This is a genomic window from Chryseobacterium defluvii (assembly GCF_003634775.1).
In the GTDB taxonomy this organism is placed as follows: domain Bacteria; phylum Bacteroidota; class Bacteroidia; order Flavobacteriales; family Weeksellaceae; genus Chryseobacterium; species Chryseobacterium defluvii.
In genome coordinates this window covers 918240-942466 of record NZ_RBXB01000001.1, presented here as the reverse complement: position 1 = coordinate 942466, position 24227 = coordinate 918240, and the positions used below count along the sequence as shown (strand labels likewise).

The 24227-nt window shown below is 36.5% G+C and carries 17 protein-coding genes; 4 read left to right on the top strand and 13 right to left on the bottom strand.

Annotation, left to right across the window (positions count from 1 at the left end; translation table 11 throughout):
- Positions 1–17: 17 nt before the first annotated feature.
- The 11 genes from BCF58_RS04425 to BCF58_RS04375 form a co-directional block, all read right to left on the bottom strand.
- Positions 18–818 (bottom strand): patatin-like phospholipase family protein, encoded by an 801-nt coding sequence (locus BCF58_RS04425; RefSeq protein ID WP_121460573.1) that lies wholly within the window; start codon positions 816–818, stop codon positions 18–20.
- Positions 819–884: 66 nt separating this feature from the next.
- Positions 885–2825: a S9 family peptidase gene (locus BCF58_RS04420; RefSeq protein ID WP_121461041.1), complete on the bottom strand. Its 1941-nt coding sequence runs from the start codon at positions 2823–2825 to the stop codon at positions 885–887.
- Positions 2826–2893: 68 nt separating this feature from the next.
- On the bottom strand, positions 2894–4468 hold the full coding sequence (locus BCF58_RS04415; protein ID WP_121460572.1) for a membrane dipeptidase: 1575 nt from the start codon (positions 4466–4468) through the stop codon (positions 2894–2896).
- 253 nt (positions 4469–4721) lie between these two features.
- On the bottom strand, positions 4722–6110 hold the full coding sequence (gene lpdA, locus BCF58_RS04410; protein ID WP_121460571.1) for a dihydrolipoyl dehydrogenase: 1389 nt from the start codon (positions 6108–6110) through the stop codon (positions 4722–4724).
- 216 nt (positions 6111–6326) lie between these two features.
- On the bottom strand, positions 6327–6599 hold the full coding sequence (locus BCF58_RS04405) for a hypothetical protein (protein ID WP_121460570.1): 273 nt from the start codon (positions 6597–6599) through the stop codon (positions 6327–6329).
- A gap of 104 nt (positions 6600–6703) precedes the next feature.
- The gene (locus BCF58_RS04400) at positions 6704–9364 is read right to left on the bottom strand and encodes a glycoside hydrolase family 3 N-terminal domain-containing protein (RefSeq protein WP_121460569.1); all 2661 of its coding nucleotides are present in this window, start codon (positions 9362–9364) and stop codon (positions 6704–6706) included.
- Positions 9364–10836: an alpha-L-fucosidase gene (locus tag BCF58_RS04395; RefSeq protein ID WP_228434733.1), complete on the bottom strand. Its 1473-nt coding sequence runs from the start codon at positions 10834–10836 to the stop codon at positions 9364–9366. Before BCF58_RS04395 ends, BCF58_RS04400 begins: the two co-directional genes overlap by 1 nt.
- 235 nt (positions 10837–11071) lie before the next feature.
- Entirely contained in the window at positions 11072–11521 is a 450-nt protein-coding gene (locus BCF58_RS04390) for an SRPBCC family protein (RefSeq protein ID WP_121460567.1), read from the bottom strand.
- Positions 11522–11746: 225 nt separating this feature from the next.
- The gene (locus BCF58_RS04385) at positions 11747–12454 is read right to left on the bottom strand and encodes a DUF2071 domain-containing protein (protein WP_121460566.1); all 708 of its coding nucleotides are present in this window, start codon (positions 12452–12454) and stop codon (positions 11747–11749) included.
- 72 nt (positions 12455–12526) lie between these two features.
- The gene (locus tag BCF58_RS04380; RefSeq protein ID WP_147462020.1) at positions 12527–13222 is read right to left on the bottom strand and encodes a hypothetical protein; all 696 of its coding nucleotides are present in this window, start codon (positions 13220–13222) and stop codon (positions 12527–12529) included.
- A gap of 8 nt (positions 13223–13230) precedes the next feature.
- Positions 13231–13734 (bottom strand): GbsR/MarR family transcriptional regulator, encoded by a 504-nt coding sequence (locus BCF58_RS04375; protein ID WP_121460564.1) that lies wholly within the window; start codon positions 13732–13734, stop codon positions 13231–13233.
- A gap of 158 nt (positions 13735–13892) precedes the next feature.
- Here BCF58_RS04375 and BCF58_RS04370 point away from each other — a divergent pair, with 158 nt between their 5' ends.
- The 3 genes from BCF58_RS04370 (at position 13893) to BCF58_RS04360 (ending at position 19358) form a co-directional block, all read left to right on the top strand.
- Positions 13893–16898, top strand: coding sequence for a sensor histidine kinase (locus BCF58_RS04370; protein ID WP_121460563.1), 3006 nt, complete (start codon positions 13893–13895; stop codon positions 16896–16898).
- Positions 16895–17509, top strand: coding sequence for a response regulator transcription factor (locus tag BCF58_RS04365; protein ID WP_121460562.1), 615 nt, complete (start codon positions 16895–16897; stop codon positions 17507–17509). The genes BCF58_RS04370 and BCF58_RS04365 overlap by 4 nt, the downstream gene beginning before the upstream one ends.
- 265 nt (positions 17510–17774) lie before the next feature.
- Positions 17775–19358: a hypothetical protein gene (locus BCF58_RS04360; RefSeq protein ID WP_121460561.1), complete on the top strand. Its 1584-nt coding sequence runs from the start codon at positions 17775–17777 to the stop codon at positions 19356–19358.
- Between the two features lie 154 nt (positions 19359–19512).
- Here BCF58_RS04360 and BCF58_RS04355 read toward each other — a convergent pair whose 3' ends face one another.
- Positions 19513–21405 (bottom strand): vWA domain-containing protein, encoded by a 1893-nt coding sequence (locus tag BCF58_RS04355; RefSeq protein WP_121460560.1) that lies wholly within the window; start codon positions 21403–21405, stop codon positions 19513–19515.
- A 329-nt stretch (positions 21406–21734) separates the two neighbouring features.
- On the opposite strand from BCF58_RS04355, the gene BCF58_RS04350 reads away from it, so the two are divergent.
- On the top strand, positions 21735–22937 hold the full coding sequence (locus BCF58_RS04350; protein ID WP_121460559.1) for a C1 family peptidase: 1203 nt from the start codon (positions 21735–21737) through the stop codon (positions 22935–22937).
- 182 nt (positions 22938–23119) lie between these two features.
- Here the strand turns inward: BCF58_RS04350 and BCF58_RS04345 are convergent, their stop codons facing one another.
- Positions 23120–24181, bottom strand: coding sequence for an NADH:flavin oxidoreductase (locus tag BCF58_RS04345; RefSeq protein ID WP_121460558.1), 1062 nt, complete (start codon positions 24179–24181; stop codon positions 23120–23122).
- Positions 24182–24227 lie beyond the last annotated feature (46 nt).

The window sequence follows — 24227 nt, the reverse complement described above, 5'->3', positions numbered from 1 at the left end:
GGGATTTTTATATTCATTCAGGTTCCTGAAGGTTTAAGTTGTGTTATAAACTGACTTTCAGCAAAGCTTTCCTTCGCAGCATTATATCCTATATTGAATATTTCTTCCAATCTGTCTTTTTTCCTTTCAAAAGTCCCGTAGCTGGATAGTTTCTGGGAAGAAATAAACCAATCGCAATATTCAAATTTCACTTTTTCCACTCTGTAGGAAAGAAGATCATAAGAACGCGATACAATAGCCTTAATGGATTTAAGGTCATTGATTTTGATATCATGAGGCGGAGAAACAAAAACTCCGATCAGCTTATCGCACTCGTCCCGGATAATGTCTGCAGGAAAATTATTCAGAACCCCTCCGTCACAGTACATCTCATCACCAATGATATAAGGAGTGGTAACGCCGGGAATAGAGCATGAAGCAATAATAGCATCCGTAACTTTAAAATCCTGGTCAAATATCTTCTGGGTTCCGGCTACCAGTTCAGTAGCCACAATTTTGACTTCCTTATCCAAATCTCCTAATTTCATATCATGAAAGATCGGTACCAGATAATTTCTGAAGATCACCGAAGAGACCAATCCGGGTTGATTAAATGTAAAATGCTTCCAGTTGAAAAAATAAACAGAATTAAAAAATTCCAAAATTTCTTCCGGAGTTTTCCCAATCGCATATAAGCAGCCAACTATGGAGCCGGCGCTACAACATGATAAAATATCTACATTGATGTTTTTCTCGTGTAAGAATTTTAAAACTCCCGCATGGGCAATACCTTTGGTACCGCCTCCGGATAAAACAAGCCCTACTTTCTCAAAATTCATAGAATAAAATTAAGAAAACAGGGCGAGAAAACCGGATTAATTTTTCTAAATATGGTGATTTTAAATTTATTTTAACAGATACTCCTGCATAAACCGGATGACAGCCAGGCGCTGAAAGTCTATATTTTCTTTTTTACGGAATCCATGGCCTTCGTTTTTGGCTTCCAGATACCATACGGTTTTTCCCTGGGCTTTAAGCTTGTCTCTCATCTGTACAGCTTCGGTAACGGGAACTCTCGGATCATTCGTTCCCTGAATAATGAACATCGGTTTTTTGATCTTGTCAATATTGTTCAAAGGAGCTATTTTGGTAAAGAATTCAGCCATTTTAGGGATTCTTTCGTCACCGTATTCCACTCTTCTTAAATCTCTTCGGTATTCCTCTGTATTTTTAAGGAAGGTATTGAAATCGGAAATTCCAACCACATCTACGGAACACCTGATTCTGTCTGCATATTCATAAGCTGTAGCTAAAGTCATAAAGCCACCGTAGCTTCCTCCCATAATCATAATTCTATCTTTATCGAGCTCCGGTTGCTTGGCGATCCAGTCCAGCAAAGCGCCTATATCTTTTACAGAATTCATTCTCAGATACCAGTTATCTGCGGCTATAAAGGTCTTACCAAATCCTGAAGAGCCTCTCACGTTGGGATAAATCATAGCGACTCCCAATTCGTTGGTATAATAATTATAAGATCCTAATGAAGAAGCCATAGATTGTCCTTCGGGGCCGCCGTGAATGGAAATCACTACCGGTCTTTTTCCGGTGAATTTAGAGGAAGCGGGATAATAAAAGCCGGTAATCTTCATATTGTCAAAGCTCTTCCACTCGATCAGCTTGGGAACAGACATATCTGCAGACTGCATTTCTCCCTGCTCACTTTCCGTCCATCTTTCAATAGTATTGGAAGCGACATCCAGTCTGTAAACATCAGATCCGGAGTTAGCCGCCGATTGGGTAAAGAACAAATATTTACCATCTTTAGTAAACTTTGCACCTCCGATCAATCCTAAGGAAGTTTTAACCGGCGTGTATTTATTGGTACGGGTATCCAGTTTATACATTTTATTAATTCCGCTTTCGTTGGTAGTGAAAACAAGGGTGGATTTATCTTCCGACACATCATACCCTTCTACATTCCAGAGGATGGAAGATGTAAGATAATTGATTTTCTTTGTTTTTATATTTAAAACAGCAAGCCTTTCAAATTCATTATCCCTGTCTGTTATATACCAGATTTCATCCGGATTTTTACCAAAAGTCGCACCGGACTGAACTATCCCTTTTTCATTTCTGTCGGTAACAGGTTCCAGTTTTTTAGTTTCCAGATCATAAATATATAAATAGGAATCATTGGCGGAAACATATTCACCAATCAGCAGTTTTTTTCCGTCGTCTGAGAGATCATTAATTCCCCAACCCCCACCTTTCACCTCTAAAACAAGTTGTGTTTCTTCAGGTTTCAGCGGATTCATATAATAAATATCACGGTCTCCCCCATTTCTTTTGGTAGAAGTAAAATAAAAGCCGGAACCGTCTTTTTTCCATTTTATCCCGCCGTTCTGCGATCTTCCGCCATCGGTAAGGAGCTTTGATTCCATTGTTTTCAGATCAAGTTTGAAAAGCTGTCCGAACTCGTTACCGCCTATATCTTTTGAGTATATCAGGTAGTCTCCTTTTGTTGGTTCATAGCTTGCCGATCCCACAGGCTCATCAAAGAAAGTGATCTGCCTTCTGGCTCCCATCGGAAATGAAATCCTGTGAAGCTGATTGGTGGATGCAAAACGTGTGCTTGCTATAATTTCTTTTCCATTGGGATGCACATCTGCTAAACCGGCATTCCTGCTCTCGGAATATTTCTTTATGGTCTGATTTAAGCTTTTGGGAATCGGAAGGATATTCTCCGCAATCAGGTTTTCATTGGGGCTTACATATTCATTTTTCTGCTGTGCTGAAAGAAACATTCCGGCTATAGAAAAAGCCAGAATGATGGATTTGTTTTTCATAGTAATAAATTTAGATGAAATTAATGATTTTTTGTAAAAACGGCTTTTTTTTCTGTCAAAATTCCTTTTCACTCGATTTCAAATCTGGTTTTCACAAATCTGTATCCGTTATTGTAAAAAAGGTCTTCCACAAAGGTATCAACATCCAGCTGATCTGCCCATTGTTTAGAATCCTGTAAGTCCTTTAAGAAATATTTCAGGTTCATACGGATATAGCTTTTCAGATCCGCCATTCTTTTGACCGTCAGCATATTGAGGAAAGGATTGATCAATCCGTCATAATCTGTTCCGATGGTGATCTGTTTCCGGGCTTTGCTAATCGGGATTCCGTTGTCTATGCAAACCTGGAAGTAATGCTTCAGGTGATAGAGGACATGATCATAGAAATATTCGTTGCGTTGCGGAATACTGCTTTCCGTATTTTCTTCCAATTCACCCATAGTAAGACATTCATCCTCAGCAATCAACTTACCTATATCTTCATTTTTGATTCCCAGGGCAGCCCATTCCGTTTTTGAAAAGAATTCTTTATCTACAATTCTTTCCATACCGCTAATTCCTATCGGATCATCGTCATGCTTATCAACATACCCTAGAATCCTTCTGTCCATTGAAACGCCAATCACTCCGTCATTTTTCACGATCCAGGCAATTTCTTCATCAAATAAATTGATCGTCGAAGCGTTAAAGGTTGGAAATCCCGGTCTTCTTGGATCATTTTTCATATGAAAAGATTTGGTAATCTCCAGATATAAGGCCCCGGAAAGGGGCTTTTTAAGCTGAATATGTCCTGCCCAATCTTTAAATGGCATTCCTGTAAATCCGGCATGAGTACAAACTAAAGGTTGTACATTCTTAAATTTTCCTGAATCTATTTCATTCATTACATCTTTTCGGGATTTGTAGCTCATGTGTTTTACATCTACACAAATTTTCCGGTCAAAGATTCCCTGCACCACTGTTCTCCCATCGTTTTCCAACCCGTTTCCGGAAGGAAAAAAAGGTTTGGAATCTGCTACCTGCATGCCGAATGCCTGATTACACAGACTTGATTGTTGGAGATGGGTAATATTAATGGATATTACTTTTACTTTTTCCTGTACTTTATCCAGGTTTTTCAAAATATCTGATGGTTTATATTTGTTAACCGTGTCACAGTAATTCGGGCTATCCACTAAAGAATGGCAGCCCTCAATGGTAAAAAACACATTGACCTTATTTTTCGGAAGTCCTTTTTTAAAGCTGTCTTTGGTTAGAATATGGTAGGAGGAAGATTGAATATATTCATTCAATGTTCTTTTCATTAAGAAGTCGGAAAAAGGTTTATTGGTATTCTGAACAATATTGTTTAAAAGCTTTTCGGACAGTTTGAAACGGGAAGTTTTTTTCAAATAGTTCTGAAGCGGAATTACCGTTTGCGCCACATACCGTTCCACACTGTAAAGAACAGCCCCTAAGATCACCTCATCACTGAATTCAGACAGCTGCGTAGGATGCGTTTGCGTTTCAATGATACTGGGTAAATCGGAACACATTTTGGGTAATGCAGCAACATCGCTTCTGTAAATAAAAGCATCGATGTTGGGAGTGTCATTAAACAACTGTTTTAAAACAGGATGGCAATGAAAATCAAAATATCTCATGGTGTTTGGCTTTTATACATGTAAAGTTAGTGACTTTAATCTTTACCCTATCATTCTATTTTGTGGTATTTTCAGCATAAAAATAGTCACCACAAAATGCCTAAAAGTTTTTCTGAAAATCTTTGATTCTCAACTTGTGTGAACTTTAAAGTCTCATTATTTTAAAACTTAAGTAACTAAAGTGGTAACATCAAAAACACAAAAAGCGCAAAGAAATCTTTGCGCTCTATATATCTGAATATTGAATTATATCTTAGATGTGGATCACCTCACCATAAGCCGCTGCTGCTGCTTCCATGATCGCTTCTGAAACCGTCGGGTGCGGGTGGATAGACTTAATGATTTCATGACCTGTCGTTTCCAGTTTTCTGGCAACAACTGCTTCAGCAACCATATCCGTAACCCCTTCACCAATCATGTGGCATCCTAACCATTCTCCATATTTAGCATCGAAAATAACCTTGATAAATCCGTCTGTATTTCCGTTAGCAGTAGCTTTACCACTTGCAGAAAGAGGGAATTTACCTACCTTGATCTCATATCCTTTTTCTTTAGCCTGCTTTTCTGTAAGACCTACAGAAGCTACTTCAGGATGGCAGTATGTACATCCCGGGATATTTCCGTAGTCAATTTTCTCAACATGCATTCCTTTGATCTTCTCTACACATGTGATTCCCTCAGCAGAAGCTACGTGAGCTAAAGCCTGAGTCGGGATGATGTCTCCGATAGCATAATAACCAGGAACTGAAGTTTCGTACCATTCGTTTACTAAAACTCTTCCTTTATCTGTCTGGATTCCCACTTCCTCTAAACCGATGTTTTCGATATTGGCAGCAATACCTACAGCAGATAATAAAATATCAGCTTCAAGCGTAATATTTCCGTTAGCTGTTTTTACGTTAGCTTTTACACCTTCTCCGCTAGTATCAACGCTTTCTACAGAAGCATTGGTCATGATTTCGATTCCTGATTTTTTCAGGGATTTTTCTAAGTGCTTAGAAATTTCCTCATCTTCCACAGGAACGATGTTTGGCATAAATTCAACAACAGTCACTTTTGTGCCCATTGTATTATAGAAATCGGCAAACTCTACCCCGATAGCTCCCGAACCTACAACAATCATAGATTTTGGTTGCTCAGGAAGAGACAATGCCTGTCTGTATCCGATTACTTTTTTACCATCCTGCGGTAAGTTCGGCAGTTCTCTTGAACGTGCTCCCGTTGCAATGATAATGTGGCTTGCTGAATATTCAGTCGCTTTACCGTCTTTATCTGTAACAGAAACTTTTTTACCTGGCTGAACTTTTGCAGTACCAAGAATCACGTCAATCTTATTCTTTTTCATCAGGAATTCAATTCCCTTACTCATTTTGCCGGCAACACCACGGCTTCTCTGAATCACGTTAGGAAATTCAAAGCTTGCTTCCACTTTGTTCAAACCATAGTCTTCAGCATGATTGATATAATGAAAAACCTGAGCAGATTTCAATAAAGCTTTAGTAGGAATACACCCCCAGTTAAGACAAATTCCTCCTAAATTTTCTTTTTCGATAATTGCAGTTTTGAAACCCAATTGCGCTGCTCTGATAGCAGTAACATATCCACCAGGACCACTTCCGATGACAATAATATCGTAATTCATTAGTTTAAAAATTTTATGCGAATTTAAGGAAAAATATTGGATGTTGAATGTTTATGCCATTTCATGTGGCAATGGCATATTTAAAGACATTTGCTTTGATTTTAATCAAAAAAGAGAACACAAAAAGCATTCTCTTTCAATAAATTTCATTTTAAATTAAAAATTCCATAAAACTGAATCGATAGAATTAAACTATTTCAATTTTATTTTAAACCTCTACGGCAGATTTCTCAATGCCCGTTTCTCTCTCTTGTATCTCTCCGTTAAAGTCCTTATCTGTTCCTGCTTCATTTTCTTGCTTAAGAGCGGATGTTTTGAGATCATTTTCTTTTCTGCCTGATATTTTTTATCCAGCTCACGCGACTTGATGTTGATCATCTCACTTCTTGAAGGAACCGGGGGTTCCGGTGGTCGCGGAGGATGCTTTTGTGCAGAAACATGCATTGACAAGCCTAATAACAATAGTGTTGATATCAATAACTTTTTCATGACATTTACTTTTTTGAATAATCGTTAATCAATAAACTGTTATCAATTAGATTATTATGATTTACAATAAATGTGCATATATCGTACCAGATTGCAGGCAGTGTTTACTGAAGTTCCACATTTTGTTTTAAGGGCAGGTTTTTCGAAGAGTTTCCAACCATAATCCTGTAGGTTCCTTTTTCTATTTTCCAGTTCATTTTTTCATCCAAAAAGCGTAATTCTTTCACAGGAACTTTAATCGTGACGGTCTTTGATTCCCCGGGTTGTAATTCTGCTTTTTGGAATCCCTTCAATTCAATAACCGGCCTTGAAACTGAGGCAAGTAAATCTCTCACATATAGCTGAACGACTTCGCTTCCGGCTTTTGAACCTGTATTTTTAACGTTCACTTTGGCAATAATGGTATCATGTTCCGAATATTGAGTTTTATTCAACTGTAAATCGGAAATTTCAAAAGTCGCATAGCTTAATCCGAAACCGAACGGATACAACGGTTCACCGCTCAAATCATGATAATCATTCCCTCTTCCTGTCGGATGATGATTGTATGATAAAGGTAACTGGCCTTCTTCGATGGGGAACGTTATAGGTAATTTTCCGGATGGATTTTCTGCCCCGAAAAGAACTTTTGCCACTGCATTCCCGCCTTCTTCTCCGGGATACCAAATATCCAGAATTGCACCTACTTTATCTTTCCATTCTGTTGTTTTTATAGCTGAACCACCGACCAGAATAACAGTTGTCGGTTTTTTCAATGTTGAAACTTCATGAATAAATTGTTCCTGGTTTCCGGGTAGACTTAATGAAGACCGGTCCTGGAATTCTCCTTCATGAATTCCTGCCGTAATTATAATATAATCTGCATTCTGGGCTAACTGTAAAGCGTCATTAAAATCTTTCCGGTAATCATTCAAGTCGTAATTCCAGATAAGCTCAATATTGGCTTCTCCTCTGTTTTCATGGAATTCTACGGCAATATCATATGTTTGCCCTTTCATAAAATTAACGTCTACCGTTTTGGCTGAGTAGCTTAACTTTTCCCAATTATCGATCAATAATTTCCCGTTCAAAAACAACCTGAAACCATCATTTCCACGTAAACCCAACTGATACTTTCCTGAGTCCGGTGCTTGTAGCTTCCCTGTCCAACGAACACTATAATTGTCCGGTTGTAGTTTGACCGGGTCGGGAGAATATAATGTCCATTTAAAATTCAGCTGTTCATCCTGTCTTTCAAAAGCAGGATTTCCGTTTAAATTGCCATTGGAGAAATAATTTCCTTTCAATCCTTTTTTACCTCCAAAAGATAAAAACTCATTAGGAATCGTGGTAAAACCTTTTACATTCCAATCAATCCCTTTTGAATAAATGATCTCAATATTTTTATTTTTAGTAAAATTTTTAATTCCGTCTACAATGTTTACTTTTTTGTTTCCCGGTCCGGAATACCCGCCTAATCTTGCATCAACAGCATCTGTTCCAACGATTAAAATCTTTTTAATATCTTCCGAAATAGGAAGTGTCTGATTATTATTTTGTAGTAAAACAAATGATTCAGCAGCCGCTTTTTCTGCTAAAGGTTTGTGATTCAGCTTTTTTAATTCTTCCATTTCTTTGGTTGAAACATACGGGTTTTCAAATAGCCCGAGTTCAAATTTCGCTCTCAGAACTCTTGATACAGCATCATCAATTCTTGCTTTTGAGATTCTTCCGTCTAAAAACGGCGGAATGAATAATTCATAATGTTTATACTCTGTCTGAAAAATTACATCAAGCCCTGCATTCATTGCCTGTGCGGAGGCATCATCATAATCTTTTGCCGTAAAATGAAGAACATTTGCTCCTCCTACTGCACTGGCATCACTGATGACAAAGCCTTTAAAATTCCATTCATCTTTTAGTTTTTCCGTCAATAACCAATGATTGGCTGTGGAAGGTCTTCCGTCGAGCAAATTATAGGAAGTCATCACCGATCTGCTTTTTCCCTGGATAAATGCTTTATGAAAAGGAATCAGGTGCGTTTCTTCCAGGTATCTTTTGCTCCAGTGGACCGGATATGAATCTCTTCCTCCTTCCCCGACATTGGCTAAAAAATGTTTAGGAGTTGTAATGATTCCCATATTTTCAAATGAACTCACAAAATGAACTCCCATTACAGCGCTCAGAAACGGATCTTCGCCATATGTTTCCTCCGTTCTTCCCCATCTTACATCACTCGCCAAATTCACTACAGGTGTTAAAATCTGACGGATTCCCCTCAATTTAGATTCTTTGGCAATGGCCGCTGAAACCTGCTGCATCAATTCAGGATTGAACGTGGCCGCCAAACCGATTGCTTGCGGAAAAGAAGTTGCGCCTTCTCTTACCAATCCGTGCAAAGCTTCATCAAAGGGAATCATAGGAATTCCCAATCTTGATTCTTCTACAAAATATTTCTGAATGGCATTGATTTTTTTCACCAGCCTTTCGGCATCTTCACTGGCATTATATTTCAGCATTTGCCCTGCTGCTCCGCCTCCCTGATTTCCCGCACTCACCTGTAGTCCAAAGATTCCATGAGCATACCGGCCTTTCGGCACATTATCCAAGTCACCGGGAATCATAAAACATTGCCAGAATTTTTCTTCGGGCGTCATTCTTTTTAATAAATCCTGAACCCTGGCTTCCACAGGCTGTTTCGGATCTTTATACAGAGGCTTTTGAGCTGAAACAAGCATTATGCTGCATAAGGCAACCCCCATTATTTTAAAACGGCACAGCTTCATTATTGTACAATTTGAATTACTGTTGAATATTTCAGATTTTTTCTTGCTTCAGGCAGTTTGAGCTCTATTGTGTTTCCTGATTTCTTCCATTGGATTTTTGATGAAATGCCCAATACTTTCAATGATTTAGGCTTAAAGTTTTCAGGAATTGAAAAAGTAAGAAGTGTTGGTGATTGGTAATCTGTTTTTTCATCTATATGAAATACATTGACAGTTTTCCCATCTTTGCTTTGGGTATAATAAAAATCTCCTTCGTGGTAAGGCGCTATGCTCCGGGTTGCGAAAACAGCAGACTGGTTTTTATCCATCCAGCCCGAAATTTCTTTTAACCTTTCGTAAACAACGGCATCATAGTCCCCATTTGGCCCCGGAGCAATATTCATCAGATAATTCCCTCCTCTTGAAATGATTTTAATGAGCGTTTCTATAATTTTTTGAGATGATTTATAATGGTCATTGGGAACATAGGAAAAAGAATCCCCCATGGTAATGCAGCTCTCCCACGGAATGGAAAGGGCATGCTCCGGTACCGCCTGTTCAGGAGTAACATAGTTTTCCCATTTCCCGGGAACGGTACGGTCTACAATAATAATTCCGGGTTGATTCTTACGGGCCATCGTTCCAATTTTGTCCATATCAATATCCTGTTCCACCTGGATGGTTCTTTGCCATTCGACTTTAGGATCGATGGTATGAAAAGGGCGAACCCAGCCTCCATCCAGCCATAGAATGTCTATTTTACCGTAATTGGAAGTAATTTCATTGAGCTGATTAAACGTGAATTTTTTGAAATTGTCCCATCTCTCCGGGTATTTTTTGGGATTATAATTTACGTTTCTGTCTTTCGGCGGGAAGTAAGGCCACCAATACTCATCAGAATGCCAATCCGGTTTTGAGAAGTATGCTCCAATTTTAAAACCTTCTTTTCTGAATGTATTGAAAATTTCTTTGGTAACATCTGCCTTAGGGTTCTTTGAAAAAGGAGTTTTGGAAGAAGTGATTTTATAGTCGGATTGTTGGGTATCAAACATCGCGAATCCGTCATGATGCTTTGTAGTGAACACAACATATTTCATTCCTGCTTTTTTAACGGCTTCAGCCCATTTTTGCGGGTTAAATTGGGTTGGATTAAAAGTCGTCTGAAGGTTTTCATAGTTCCTTACATATTCTTCATAAGATTTTCCATGCTCAGGTTTCCGCTGTGTCCAGGATTCATCTTCCGGGCATAAGCTCCAGCTTTCAACAATTCCCCACTGACTATAGGTTCCCCAATGCATGAACAACCCGAATTTCAAATCCTGCCAGTTTTCGAGATTTTGAACGACAAGCGGATCCGTGGGTTTCTGATATCCTTCCGAAACATTATGCGCCTGAGAAAAAAGCGTTGTAGAAATAAGTAATGATGTTAGAAATGTGGTTTTAGTTTTTTGTCTGATTACCATAAAGAATCTTTGGGCTAATTTACTTATCATTTTATAAATCCGCAATTTTTACTATTTCATACAATACAGGCGGTCTTCGTTAAACAAAGACCGCCTATTTCAGAATAATATAAGTAAAAAGTTTATTGATTATGATTTTCCTGCTTTCTCTACCAATACCCGATACAAATAATTGTAATGTTGATATTCTCTTTTGGATTACTGACAGTTAGTAGAAAAATCTATAAAATGTTACATCCCATTGGGCAACCCAAAGAGTAAAAGTTCATAATTCAGATTCTTTTTTAATCATTGCATTTCTTTCCAACAGGAAATTTCTAAGATAGCGGGTAAGGAAAAGTTTGTTGAAAAGCTTTCCCAGAAATCCACAGGGAGATTCAAATTCAAAAATATCGATCATTACTGTTCCGTATTCTTGTGCTTTGAAAATATGCTGATGATTCAAGGATTTAAAAGTTCCTTTCAGCATGATATCTGTGAACCGGTAAGGTTTTTCCATATCGATTATTTTGGAAGTATGCGTCTGATAAACACCCAGATGTTTTGCTCTCCAGGTCACTGTTTCTCCTTCTTCTATCAATCCTGAAGTTCGTCCGGCCATTGCTCTTTCATTGGTTTTTGAAGTCGACTTTTGATGAAGATCAATATCTCTGGCTAAGTCGAAGACTTTACGGATGTCTGATTTGATGTAGGTTTCTAAATAAATTCTTGGCATTTTAGTCTCCTGTTTCTTATGTTAATTATATTGAATTTGAAGATGATTTTAAAATTTTCATAGTTATCAATTCAAAGATTAAGAAAATCGCCTCTTGTACGTTTATTTTGTAATTTGAATGTAAAATACATCCAGATTTTAAAGATCAGTGTTTTCATTTTAAATCTGCTATGTGTAATTAAAATTTATAAATATTATATTTTCAATAATTTTTGAAAATAATTTTCAAATAAGAAAGTTTTTAAAAACTTCTACTTCAGAACCATCTGTCATAAAAACACTTTCAGGCATCTTTTGTAACAGGACACTTTGAATGTTGGAATTGATGTGTTTTATCTTATTAACCATAATGTCAAAATTCTTTATGTGAATAAGGTTCCATTCCTGATGTCTGACTTCATACATTTTGCTTTTCATTCCTGCATTCCCGCAAAAAGCTAAGCTTCGTTGAATTACAAATTCTTGCTCACCTGTCAGTCTTTGACATGTAGATAATTCCATTCTTTCAACTCCGATATTCATTTCGCAAATTGAATCTTGAACGGCATATTTTATATTTCCTTTCGTTTTTACAATTTTTAAATTTCTTAGTGAGAATGGTTCTCCATATACAAACCTCCCTGTGAAAAAGGTCAATAATTTTGGAACCATTTCAGATAGGAAATAAATTCCTCTTATATTTCCGTTATCTTTTCTTTTAACATAGGTTCTGATATTGATTTCCGGGAAATATTGATGAAAAGGAATTTTGAACCCGAATAACCTTGCATTTGAAAACTCAAAACAGACCATGCTTATGACGGCTTTTCCGTTTAAAAGATCAGGTTCTACATCTTCCGGAAGGAGTCCGGCAAGCAGTTCCGGCTTAATATGGAAGTTTATATACACCAGGTTTTCCCAATTACAGGTCATAAATTTGTAATTCTTTTTCATTGTTTAGATATTTCTGTATTTTCAATAATTTTTGAAACTATAATTAAAATAAAAAAGGCTTTTCAATCCTTTCTATATATTATTTTGTTTTAAATAATCAGATATTTTACCTGGAATGTTAAAGTCACATGTCTTATCATAAATTGTATCTGATCTTCCCTCATATTGAAATATAAAAGTGTCTCTAGTTGTACATCCACCATCTGTTGGTATGTTACGAATTTGATTTTCAATATTGATAAAATATCCTAATACTTTTTTATTGATCTTTTTCAAGCCTTTTTTTCCTTGAATAAAATAATCCCCTCCTACATTCTTCAAAATAATTGAATCCTTTTCAAAATGAAAACAACCGATAGATTTAAAAACAAATTTTACCTCATTATTTTTTAAATTTTCAAAAAGCAGATCTTTATTTTTCCTGATCAAACTATCCGGATTGATACTTATTCTATACCGTTTTGATTCCTTTACTGTTTCTTCTTTTCTAATTTCCTCCCCGAAAAGATTAGTATAAACAAAGGTGTATTTTCCTTTTAATATGCTATCCAATTTTATATTATTGTCTAAACTCGGAGCATGATCTCCAGATTCCAAAATTTTAAAGGCCTTGTTATCTTTTAGTATGGTAATCTTATGAAGATCATAATGCTGTTTGTCAAATTTATTCGTACTTTCTATATAAATATCAAAATTTGCTAACACATTTTCCTGACAGCTCATTATTGATAATAGGAACAAGAAAAAGACTACTCTTTTTTTTATCATTGGTTTTTCTATTTTAATAAATTAGTAATCTTTCCCACCAACCAGTGATCATCACTTTTAATGGCAAGATCCATAATATTGTTGATCTTTCCAGTAACTGAGCTGAAGTCTTCCATTAGCTTGATGAACTCTTTCGCCTCAGGGGTATCTTTTTCATCAATTTCCTTCAGTTCTTCAAGGAAAGAAATTACGGGTTCGATCTCTCTTTTTCTTCGTTCTTTGGTGATCTGTTTAAACAGGAACCAGACATCTTTTTCAGCTACAAAATATTCTTTCCGGTCGCCTCTAATCAGTTCTTTCTTTACTATTCCCCAGTCTATCAAACCTCTTAAATTCATATTGGCATTCCCTCTGGAAATCTCAAGCTGCTCCATTACCTCATCGGTGGAAAGGGGTTTATCACTTGCCAAAAGCAAAGCGTGGACCTGTGCCATGGTACGATTAATACCCCAATTGGTTGCAAACGTTCCCCAAGTCTGAATGTATTTTTCTTTAGCTTCTGAAAGTTTCATTATATGTACTGTTTAATTTCTATTACAAATATAATTAAATATTTTGAATTTTCAATAATTATTGAAAATAAATTTATTCTTTCTCTTGAAATAAATACCCGTTTTTTGGGTTTTACTATTACATAAAATACCTTTGCAACTATATCAAATAACTAGAATTGAAAAATAATATACTCCTGATATTTTTTCTCCTCTCATTTTTTCCTGTTTATAGTCAGAAGCCCTACATCCAATATTATAACACGGATAACGGACTTCCTCAAAATAGCGTGAAAGACATTATTAAAGATAAATACGGTTTTATATGGCTCTCCACAGAAAATGGAATCGTACGATATGACGGCAACAGCTTTTTGGTGTACAAGAACTTTCCGTTAAATAGCCAGCGGTTTACTTTTTTTTACGGAAATGCCGAAAAAGACAGCATATTCACTACAGGGGAATTTGGGAAGGGTCTGTTGATACACAATAAATTCCCTAGAGTTGCTTCCATCAACAAATACCCCAATTTTATCCTAAACCACAACACCAATTATCTTCTATACTGCTCCAATTTTAGTTATGCCGTTTCTTCGGGGATGAATTATTACTTGAATTTCAAGGAAGGAAGGTATTATTTGCAGGAAAAATGTCTGATATATGAAGATTTCCATTCAAAGGCTGAAAGCAGGCTGTCCATACGCCCCATTTACAAAAATGGCCCAAGAGTTTTTGCCATGAACGAACTGCTTTTCTATATAGATATCCCTTCTAAAAAAGTTAACAAAATAGAAAAGGGAAAAATTACAGATTCTTATGATATTCCTTTACTGAGAGATATTAACAGTAAAATTCTATGGAGCCAGATCAATAATCAAACTTTTATCATTAATAAGGGTACTGTCTACTCTTGTAATTATCACGACAAGCAACTTAAAATATCTAAAATCATTACACTCGACAATGTAAAAGATGAAAATTTCATCAGCGTTTACTTTGATGAAAAAAATAAAAAATTGTATCTGGGAAGCAGCATAGATGGCCTTCAGATTATCAGCCTTTCAGATTTCGTAAGCGTTAAAAGGCCACCATCAAAGCCGGAATCAGTATTTTACGCCACTCTTCCGTATACTTCTTCTTCCGTAATAACTGTTTTTGGGGAAGTGTATGACCGCCATGGACTTGTAGAAAATAAAGGCTTTAAAAATACTTCTTCTTATTTCTTGGATTATGATCATGCCGGAAATATTATTACAATGGGCCTCCAAGATGCAATGATTTATCAGAAAGCCGGATCCTATAAAAAATCCATCAATCTGAAATTATTCTTAAAAGATTTCTTCTTCAAAGACGGTAAATATTATGCGTTACTTAAAGACTTAAGGAATAATCAGACTCCGGAGTTTGACGGTATATTAACGGTATTTAAAGATCAATCTTTTCTATCTCCTGAAAAAAGGATTTTTTTTAAAAATGAACCAACAAAATTCTTACAGCTTGATGCAGTAAACATGCTTGTAGGGACAACAAAATCCTTATATAAGATATCATTAAAAACCAATAAAATCTATAATTTGAGTGGGGCTCAACAAATCTCCATCCGTAATATCATCCGCTCAACACATGGGCATGTTTGGATCACTACGGCAGGGAAAGGGGTCTATTTACTAAAAAATGATAAGCTTATCAAAATACCTTATGATACAGAAAGGAATATCTCCTCAGCACATACAATTCTGGAAGACAAAAACGGTTATTTTTGGATTCCTACCAACAATGGATTATATCGGGTTTTGGAAAGTGAGCTTTTGAAGTATATCCAAAATAAAAAGTACAGGGTCCATTATTACAAATATTCAAAAGATGCCGGGTTTAATACCAATGAATTCAACGGAGGCAGCAATATTTGCGGAAACCTGCTAGAAAACGGAGAGTTTGTGCTCCCTTCCCTGAATGGTCTGGTTTTTTTTGATCCCCTGAAAATTAAAAATTATTATCCTGAAAACATATATGTGGAAAGAGCCGTTATTGACGACAAAGAACAATACTTTAAAAATGAGCTTTATTTGGATCAGAAATCCAACCGTATAGACCTATTCATTGATGTGCCTTATTATGCTAATTCCGATAATGTATTCATAGAGGCTAAATTGGGCAATTCTCCTAATACAAAATGGGAGCATATCGGAAAAGACAGGAAATTTTCTATCTCAAATCTCGGATATGGAAAACATTCTTTTATCGTAAAAATGTTGGTTTCCGATGATGGTAAGTTTATCTATAAAAAAATCAACATCATCATTCCGCCTTATTTTTATCAGACCCTGTGGTTTAAAATCGTTACTTTCTTTCTTTTCTTATGGTTACTGTATTTGATAGTAAGATGGAGGATAAGTTTTCTAAAGAAGAGAAACCAGGAGTTGGAAGAGATTATCAATTCCAGAACCCAAAAGCTTTCTGATACGGTAGAAAAATTAGTAACAACTAAGGAAAAACTGCATAAGGAGGTGGAACAGCAAAAAAAGCTTATCGGCACAATTACCCATGATATTACCACTCCTGTAAAATTTATTGCGTTAACGGCTAAAGGAGTTTTGGATGAAAACAATTTCAACAGGGAACGTATTGAAAAAATTCTCACTTCTATTTATAAATCCTCGGATCAATTATATAATTTTACCATTACACTCAAAGAATATGCTGACATTTACACCCACAGATCAGATGAAACGGAACATTATTCTTTATACCAACTTATAGAAGAGAAAAAAATACTTTTCAATGAAATAGCCGGGAAAAATAATACGGTGATTAATAATCAGGTAGATCAATCATTACTGATATGCATCAGTAAAAATATTTTATCTGCCATTGTCCACAACTTAATGGATAATTCGGTAAAGTATACACAAAATGGAACGATCACTCTCGAAAGCAAGGCAGAGGGAGAAAATATTTTCCTGCTTATCACAGATACCGGAATTGGGATGGAACAAAAGAAAATAGATTATTATACAAGGCTTCAGGACAATATTGATAACGAAAAGTTATTATTGCAAAAATATGGAATGGGCCTTCACCTGGTATTGCAATTATTACAAATGATAGGTGGAAAAATTATCTTCAAAAAAAATGAATTACAAGGAACTTCTTTCAAACTGATTTTAACAAATAAAAAGAGATGAGTAAAAACATTCTTATTGCAGACGATCATGATATAGTGCTTGTAGGAACAAGTATAATTTTAGAATCAAAAATCAAAGATGCAGTCATAGATCAGGCCGAAGATTACCCTAAAACTTTAGAAAAAATTTCCAGAAAGAAATATGATCTTGTCATCCTGGATATTAATATGCCGGAAAGTAAAAATAAAAAGATGATTACTGAAATAAAGGCACTTGATCCGGATATCAAGATATTGATATTTTCAGCGTATGAGGAAGAAATTGCCGTTCAGTACATCAAGCAGGGTGCAAATGGATACATCAGCAAATTAAGTAAATCCGAAGAAATTTCGGATGCCGTCACTAAAATATTTTCCGAAGGATATTATTATCCATCAGGTATTGTTAATCAACTGATCAGCGAATCGCCACTGGATTCTATTAAAAAACTATCTGAGAGAGAGTATGAAATTTTTACTCTTATGGTTAAAGGAAACGGCAACCTGGAAATTTCGAATAAAATGAATATCCAGATGCCTACCATCAGTACTTATAAAAAAAGAATACACAAGAAGCTAAAAACCAACAATATAGCAGATCTCATCAAATTATACCAAACTTACATCAGCTAGACCAAGCTTTGTAACAATTCACCTTTTGTAGAATTTTTTCTACATTTCTTTATATTTTTTTCTACAAAATAAAATGTTTTGAAGAAAAAAAAATCTATAATTTTACATTATAATTAATAAATACATATTAATATATGTTAATATCTAAAAATTAACACAATAATATATAATTATAAATAAAAATATAATAACAGCTAAAAAGAGATTATTCTCGTCAGGGTTACTTGTACTTATTAGGTCTAAACCACTAAAAACAAAAAAATAAATGTCAAAGAAATTTACAAAAGCATGGCAGGCAATAGCACTGCTAAGTTCCTCTATTGCCTTTTCACAGGCCGGAAATGTAGGTATTAACACCGTAAATCCAGGTTCAACCATTGATATTAACGGATCTGTGGCAGCCAAATACAATGCCGTAACCAGCACATCTTACAATTTATCGGCAACAGATTTTCATGTATCATATAACGGGACAGCCGACGCCTCCTTTAACCTTCCTGCCGCAATCAGCGGAAACGGGAATTTCAAAGGACGTTTATACACGATCAAGAATAATACAAATTTTACCATAACTGTAAATCCGGCAGGTTCCGAGACCATCAATGGAAATGCAACCGTTTCTGTTCCGGCCAACCAAAGTATCCAATTGATCAATACCGGTCTCACGGGAGCCAGTTCTACCTGGGAAGTTGTTTCATCGGGATCTTCTTTAGCCGGATCTTCAACGGGAGATTATATTACGGTAGTTCCCAGTACAGCTCAAACCGTCACTACCGGATCAGATGTTTTATTTTCATCTGTAATTGCTTCCAATAACATTACATATAATGCCGGGGTTTTTAATTTGAAGGCAGGTAAAACATATGTTTTGCGATGCCAGTTACACGCTACTGACTTCTCTATTGTTAATGGTTATGCCGCTTACCAATGGGTTGATGCTTCAAACAATTCGCCCCTCCCTACCACTACCACAGGAGTTGTTGATGCGCTTAATAATTATCCGGCAACATCCATAGGTGGACAACCGGAAGCTTATGCCATTTATAAGCCTACCGTGGATGGCACCGTAAAAGTAAGGTTAGAAACAGCAGGCGGAACTGCACAGCTACATGCAGTTATAGGTTTCATGTCCATTACAGAGCTTTCCGGTGGTAATGGCAGCGGCAGCGGAACTAACAACATTACGGCAAGTAATGGTACTACGATTTCCGGAAATGATGTAAGATTAGGAGGTACCCTTTCTCAGCCCACAGAAATTGCTACAGCAGGAAATACTCTCAGCGTTACAGGTACAGGTAAAGTTTTGTTAGGTACCAACACAGTTCCCACAGGAGCTTCCAATGCTAAAATTGTAATAGATAACGGTACTACAAACGGAGCTTTACAGATTAAGGACGGCACTGAACAACTAGGCTATGTCCTGACCAGTGATGCCAATGGATTAGCGACCTGGTCATCTACTGTTACAACTGCATTTGCTGATAACTGGACTTCTTATACAGGAACATTAACAAATCCTTTTACGGGTAGCCCCGGTGGCGGTTTGTCTACCGGAATTTCTGTGGTAATCCCGGCAAAAGGATGGTACTTTTTCCGTTGTGGAGTAACCATACAATCCAACTGTAATGATTTTGGTTTTTACATTAATGGAATAGGCGACGTTTGGAGAACTTATTGCAATGTTGCAGATGTACAGATGATGTCACCACGGGATCAAAATCGAGTACTTTACTTTTCTGCACCCGGAACTTATCCTGTTTTAGCGGTAAAAACCAATGCAACTGTGCCTGCAGGATTCAACATAGGCAATCCTGGTTTTTACCTGAGTTTTGTAAAATTCCAAAACTAAAATAAAAATTCACTTCCCCTTTTAAAGATATTCCTCTCCTTTCTATAATCAAGGCAAAAAATGGTTTGCAGACGATGAAGAAAAATAGTTCCCCATTTCAGGAGAGGATTTTATCAAACGAAACCGACCTCAATGAGCGTCGGTTTTGTTGTTCTTAGTTTTTATTTACTATTTTGTAATCCTGAATCATTTTTACAAATTCCGCCCTGTAGCCTTCCGCATCTTTGCCTGTATTCTTTCTGGCCAGGTTTTCAATTTCCATAAGGTTTTTCTTTTTAATCAGCTTTGATTCTCTCAAAACCAATCCAAACCAGGCAACAGAAGCGGCAAACTTGAAATCAGAACTTGCTTTGGCATTGGTGACAGAAGAGTTTTTAACAATCTGGATCATTTCAGAGCTTTTTGTTCCTGCCGGTTTTTTATACCTGAACTTTATCGTTGCCAATTCATCTCCAAATTTTTGAGTCTTCGAAGTAGTGCTATATTTCAGTTTACTTTTTTTAGGTAAAAATTCTGAATCAATATTTACAGGAATAACTTCATATAAAGCCGTAACGGTGTGTCCGCATCCTAATTCTCCTGCATCAATTTTATCATCTGCGAAATCTTCATTTCTTAGTTTTCTGTTTTCATAGCCAATCAACCGGTAAGATTTTACGTATTTCGGATTGAATTCGATCTGGATTTTCACATCTTTGGCTATAGTATAAATATTCCCAACAAACTCTCTTCCTAAAAACTTATTGGCTTCCTGCAGATTATCAATATATGCATAATTCCCATTTCCTTTATCCGCTAAGGTTTCCATTCTGTTGTCTTTATAATTACCCATTCCGTAACCGAGACAAGTAAGATATACTCCGGATTTTCTTTTTTCTTCAATTAAACCTTCAAGGCCGGTTTTTGAAGAAGTTCCTACATTAAAATCCCCGTCTGTTGCTAAAACAACACGATTATTTCCGTCTTTTATAAAGTTTTCTTCAGCCAGTTTATAAGCTAATTCAATCCCCGCTCCTCCTGCCGTGCTTCCTCCCGCCTGCAACCTGTCTAACGCTTCTGTAATTTTTGTTTTTTCGGCAGCCGAAGTGGGAGGCAAAACAACTCCCGCACTTCCGGCATATACTACCATCGCTACTTTATCCTGGGGTCTTAATTGGTCTAATAGAATTTTAAAAGAGGATTTAAGCAATGGCAATTTATTTTCTTCATCCATAGAGCCTGAAACATCAATAAGGAAAACTATATTGGATGGTGGAAGATTATTCATCGGAATATTTTTTCCTTTTAATCCGATCTTCAACAATTTGTGATTTGGATTCCAGGGAGCAGCATTGAGCTCTGTGTTAATGGAAAATGGTTGGTTTTTTTTGGGTTGAGGATAGCTATATTGAAAATAATTGATCATCTCTTCCACGCGTACTGCATTTTTATCTACTTCTCCATATTGTATCATTCTTCTTACGTTTGAATAAGAAGCGTTGTCCACATCAATGGAGAAAGTAGACAGCGGTTGATTTTGCGTTAGTTCAAAAGCGTTTTCAATTAAGGCATCATATTCTTCATTGCTGTAATTTTTCTGCTTTTTGCTGGCTTTTTTTCCGGTTTTTTTGATTTCTGCATGATGGTATACTCTTCCGGGTGAAAAAGAATATTCAACCTCTAATGCCGTCTGTGTCTTAGGTTTCGGACAACCATTATATTCCGGTAATCCCGGAACTGTAGGACAGGCATCGTCTTTATCCAGGATTCCATCTCCATCTGTATCCGGCCACGGACAGCCATTATTTTCCGGGGGTCCGGCTACGGTAGGGCAGGCATCATCTTTATCGATAACTCCGTCACCATCTGTTTCAGGCCACGGACAGCCATTGTTTTCTATGGGTCCGGATAATTCCGGGCATTGATCAAGTTTATTGGGGACAGTATCCTGATCTTTATCTTTTTTACTACTTAACGGCTTAGATTCTTTGGAAGAACTGGAAGCATTTTTTGTTTTACAGCTTCCCAGTAAAGCCAGTACCATAATCGACATACAAATTTTTCTCATCTTTAATTTCTTTAGCGGTTGTTAATTATTTTAAAACAATTTTAATAGTCATTAAAAACTGTTAAACTTTTAAGGTAAATGAAAAGTTAATCTACTTACTCCGGTGCCCACTCATTTCAAATTATAAACAGTCACTACCACCAAAAAAATAAGTCACTAAAGATCAAACACATAAAAACACGTTTATAAGTAAGATTAACCTTTTAATCTATAGATGCAGAAATTTAAAAAGGTGTATGGTTTTTTTTAAAAATATTTTGAAGACAGATTGGCTATGATGTAACAAATCCTTGCTAATACCGACTATTCCGAATATAACTTTAATGGTAATGAAAAATAAAAAAATGGCATTATTATTTTCTGTTTTGTCTGCAGGAAGTATGATGTTTGCTCAGGATGACTTAATCAATAAGTTAAAAAACAACCAATCTCAAAACGCAAACTTTAAGTTTACGACAATAAAAGATCTTGGAGCGACTTCGGTAAAAAATCAAGGTTCATCGGGAACATGCTGGAGTTATTCAGGAAATTCATTCCTTGAATCTGAAATGCAGCGTATGGGCAAAAAGCCTGTAGATCTTGCAGAGATTTTTACGGCCAGAAATTCTTACCACGACAAGGCTAAATTATATGTACTGAACAATGGAGCCATCAATTGGGGTGACGGCGGTGAACTGCATGATGTAATCAATATGTATAAAAAATATGGTGCTGTTCCTCAAGATGTTTATACGGGGTTGAAATCCGGACAGACTCTTAATAATTTCAAAGAAATGCAGGATAAGCTGAAACCGGTTTTAGACAGCCTGGTTCAGGCATCTCAAAAAGGTAAGCTTACGGATAACTGGATGGGTTCTGTAGATGCAATTTTAGATGAATATCTTGGAAAGGTTCCGGCTAACTTCACTTATGAAGGGAAATCCTATACTCCGAAAACTTTTGCTAAGGAGGTTGTAGGAATTAATCCGGAAGATTATGTTGAACTTTCTTCTTATAAGGATTATCCATACTATCAAAAATTCGTAGTTCCGATTCCTGATAACTGGAGCCATGATTCTGACTGGAATGTTCCGATGAAAGATATGACTGCCATTATTGATAATGCAATTAATAAAGGATATTCTATCGGCTGGGCAACGGATGTTTCTGAGCCTTATTTCTCTTATAAAAACGGGGTGGCTTATGTTCCGGATGTTGATTTAAACCAGATTACTCCTGAAGTAAAGAAGGAATTATTTACTGAGCCTAAGAAAGACAAATCCATCACCGAGGAGATGCGTCAAAATGCTCTTAATACGCTTTCTACAACGGATGATCACGGAATGCATATCGTAGGATTGGCAAAAGACCAACATGGCAAAGATTATTATATGGTGAAAAATTCCTGGGGTGTAACCAATGATTTTGAAGGCTACCTGTATGTAACAAAACCTTATGTTGAATATAAATCAACAGCAATCCTTGTTCACAAAAATGCTATTCCAAAGAGTATTCTAAAGCAATTGAAGCCTACTAAAAATATTGGTTTATAGGGAATCACTGTTGTCATTCACTTGACAATTTTAGATATTTAAATCTGTTAAAAAACCCGCTTTCAGAAATTCTGAAAGCGGGTTTGCTTAAATAGATGATAGGAAAAAATTTAAAATATATAAATAAGTGAATTGTGAATAGTCAATTGTGAATTTATGCATTGACTTATTCATCATTGACTTTAGTATAACACACCCATACTTTCTGCTGAAAAATCTAAGAGTTTTTCTGTATTTCCGACTTTTATTTTCTTCACCCACTCATGATCCTGTAAAAGTGCACGTCCCACTGCCACCAGATCAAAGTCTTCTCTTTCCAATCTGCGGATCAGTTCCGAAAGATCTGTTTTTTCAGTTCCCTGGCCTGCAAATGCCGTCATAAAATCCCCTTTCAATCCAACTGAACCTACAGTGATGGTTGATTGTCCTGTAATTTTCTTTGCCCAGCCTGCAAAATTCAGATCAGAACCCTCAAATTCAGGTTCCCAGAAACGGCGTTGTGAACAGTGAAAAATATCTACTCCGGCTTCTTTCAACGGCAACAACCAGTCTTCCATTTCCGAAGCTGTAGCGGCTAACCTGCTGGAATAATCCTGCTGTTTCCATTGTGACAGACGGATAATGATCGTGAAATCCTCTCCTACTGCAGCTCTTATTGCCTTAACAACGTCTACCGCAAAACGGGTTCTTTCTTTTAATGTTTTTCCTCCGTATTCGTCTGTTCTTGTATTGGTTACTTCCCAGAAAAACTGGTCGATAAGATAACCATGAGCGCCGTGAATTTCAATACAGTCAAATCCTAAATCCTTTGCCGATTTTGCTGAAGCAGCAAACTGTGCAATAGTATCCTGGATGTCTTCCAACGTCATCGTAGAAGCTTTCTCCATATGAATCAAAGGATAATCCTCAGACATTCTCGTATCTCCGACATGCCAAATCTGCGGTCCCATTTTTCCGCCATGCTGATGAACGGCATCAATGACATTTTTCCAGCCCTGCAATGCTTCTGTTCCATAAAAGTCCGGGATATTCTGCATGTTTTTTGAAGCAGGTCTGTTGATAACGGTTCCCTCGGAAAGAATCAATCCAACTTCAGAAGCTGCACGTCTTGCATAGTAATCTGCTATTTTCCCAGTGGGTACTCCATTATCGGATTGAGCTCTTGTCATCGGAGCCATTACGATTCTATTTTTAAGCTGTAAATTCTTGTATTGAAACGGTTTAAATAATGATTCTGTGCTCATTTTTTTAATTTCTTTTTATAATTGTTACACAAAGTAACTAATAATA

Excerpts from the sequence above, each read along its gene's own strand:
- BCF58_RS04425 (WP_121460573.1), bottom strand. The coding sequence starts at position 818 with ATGAATTTTGAGAAAGTAGGGCTTGTTTTATCCGGAGGCGGTACCAAA.
- BCF58_RS04420 (WP_121461041.1), bottom strand. The coding sequence starts at position 2,825 with ATGAAAAACAAATCCATCATTCTGGCTTTTTCTATAGCCGGAATGTTT.
- BCF58_RS04415 (WP_121460572.1), bottom strand. The coding sequence starts at position 4,468 with ATGAGATATTTTGATTTTCATTGCCATCCTGTTTTAAAACAGTTGTTT.
- lpdA (WP_121460571.1), bottom strand. The coding sequence starts at position 6,110 with ATGAATTACGATATTATTGTCATCGGAAGTGGTCCTGGTGGATATGTT.
- BCF58_RS04405 (WP_121460570.1), bottom strand. The coding sequence starts at position 6,599 with ATGAAAAAGTTATTGATATCAACACTATTGTTATTAGGCTTGTCAATG.
- BCF58_RS04400 (WP_121460569.1), bottom strand. The coding sequence starts at position 9,364 with ATGAAGCTGTGCCGTTTTAAAATAATGGGGGTTGCCTTATGCAGCATA.
- BCF58_RS04395 (WP_228434733.1), bottom strand. The coding sequence starts at position 10,836 with ATGATAAGTAAATTAGCCCAAAGATTCTTTATGGTAATCAGACAAAAA.
- BCF58_RS04390 (WP_121460567.1), bottom strand. The coding sequence starts at position 11,521 with ATGCCAAGAATTTATTTAGAAACCTACATCAAATCAGACATCCGTAAA.
- BCF58_RS04385 (WP_121460566.1), bottom strand. The coding sequence starts at position 12,454 with ATGAAAAAGAATTACAAATTTATGACCTGTAATTGGGAAAACCTGGTG.
- BCF58_RS04380 (WP_147462020.1), bottom strand. The coding sequence starts at position 13,222 with ATGATAAAAAAAAGAGTAGTCTTTTTCTTGTTCCTATTATCAATAATG.
- BCF58_RS04375 (WP_121460564.1), bottom strand. The coding sequence starts at position 13,734 with ATGAAACTTTCAGAAGCTAAAGAAAAATACATTCAGACTTGGGGAACG.
- BCF58_RS04365 (WP_121460562.1), top strand. The coding sequence starts at position 16,895 with ATGAGTAAAAACATTCTTATTGCAGACGATCATGATATAGTGCTTGTA.
- BCF58_RS04360 (WP_121460561.1), top strand. The coding sequence starts at position 17,775 with ATGTCAAAGAAATTTACAAAAGCATGGCAGGCAATAGCACTGCTAAGT.
- BCF58_RS04355 (WP_121460560.1), bottom strand. The coding sequence starts at position 21,405 with ATGAGAAAAATTTGTATGTCGATTATGGTACTGGCTTTACTGGGAAGC.
- BCF58_RS04350 (WP_121460559.1), top strand. The coding sequence starts at position 21,735 with ATGAAAAATAAAAAAATGGCATTATTATTTTCTGTTTTGTCTGCAGGA.
- BCF58_RS04345 (WP_121460558.1), bottom strand. The coding sequence starts at position 24,181 with ATGAGCACAGAATCATTATTTAAACCGTTTCAATACAAGAATTTACAG.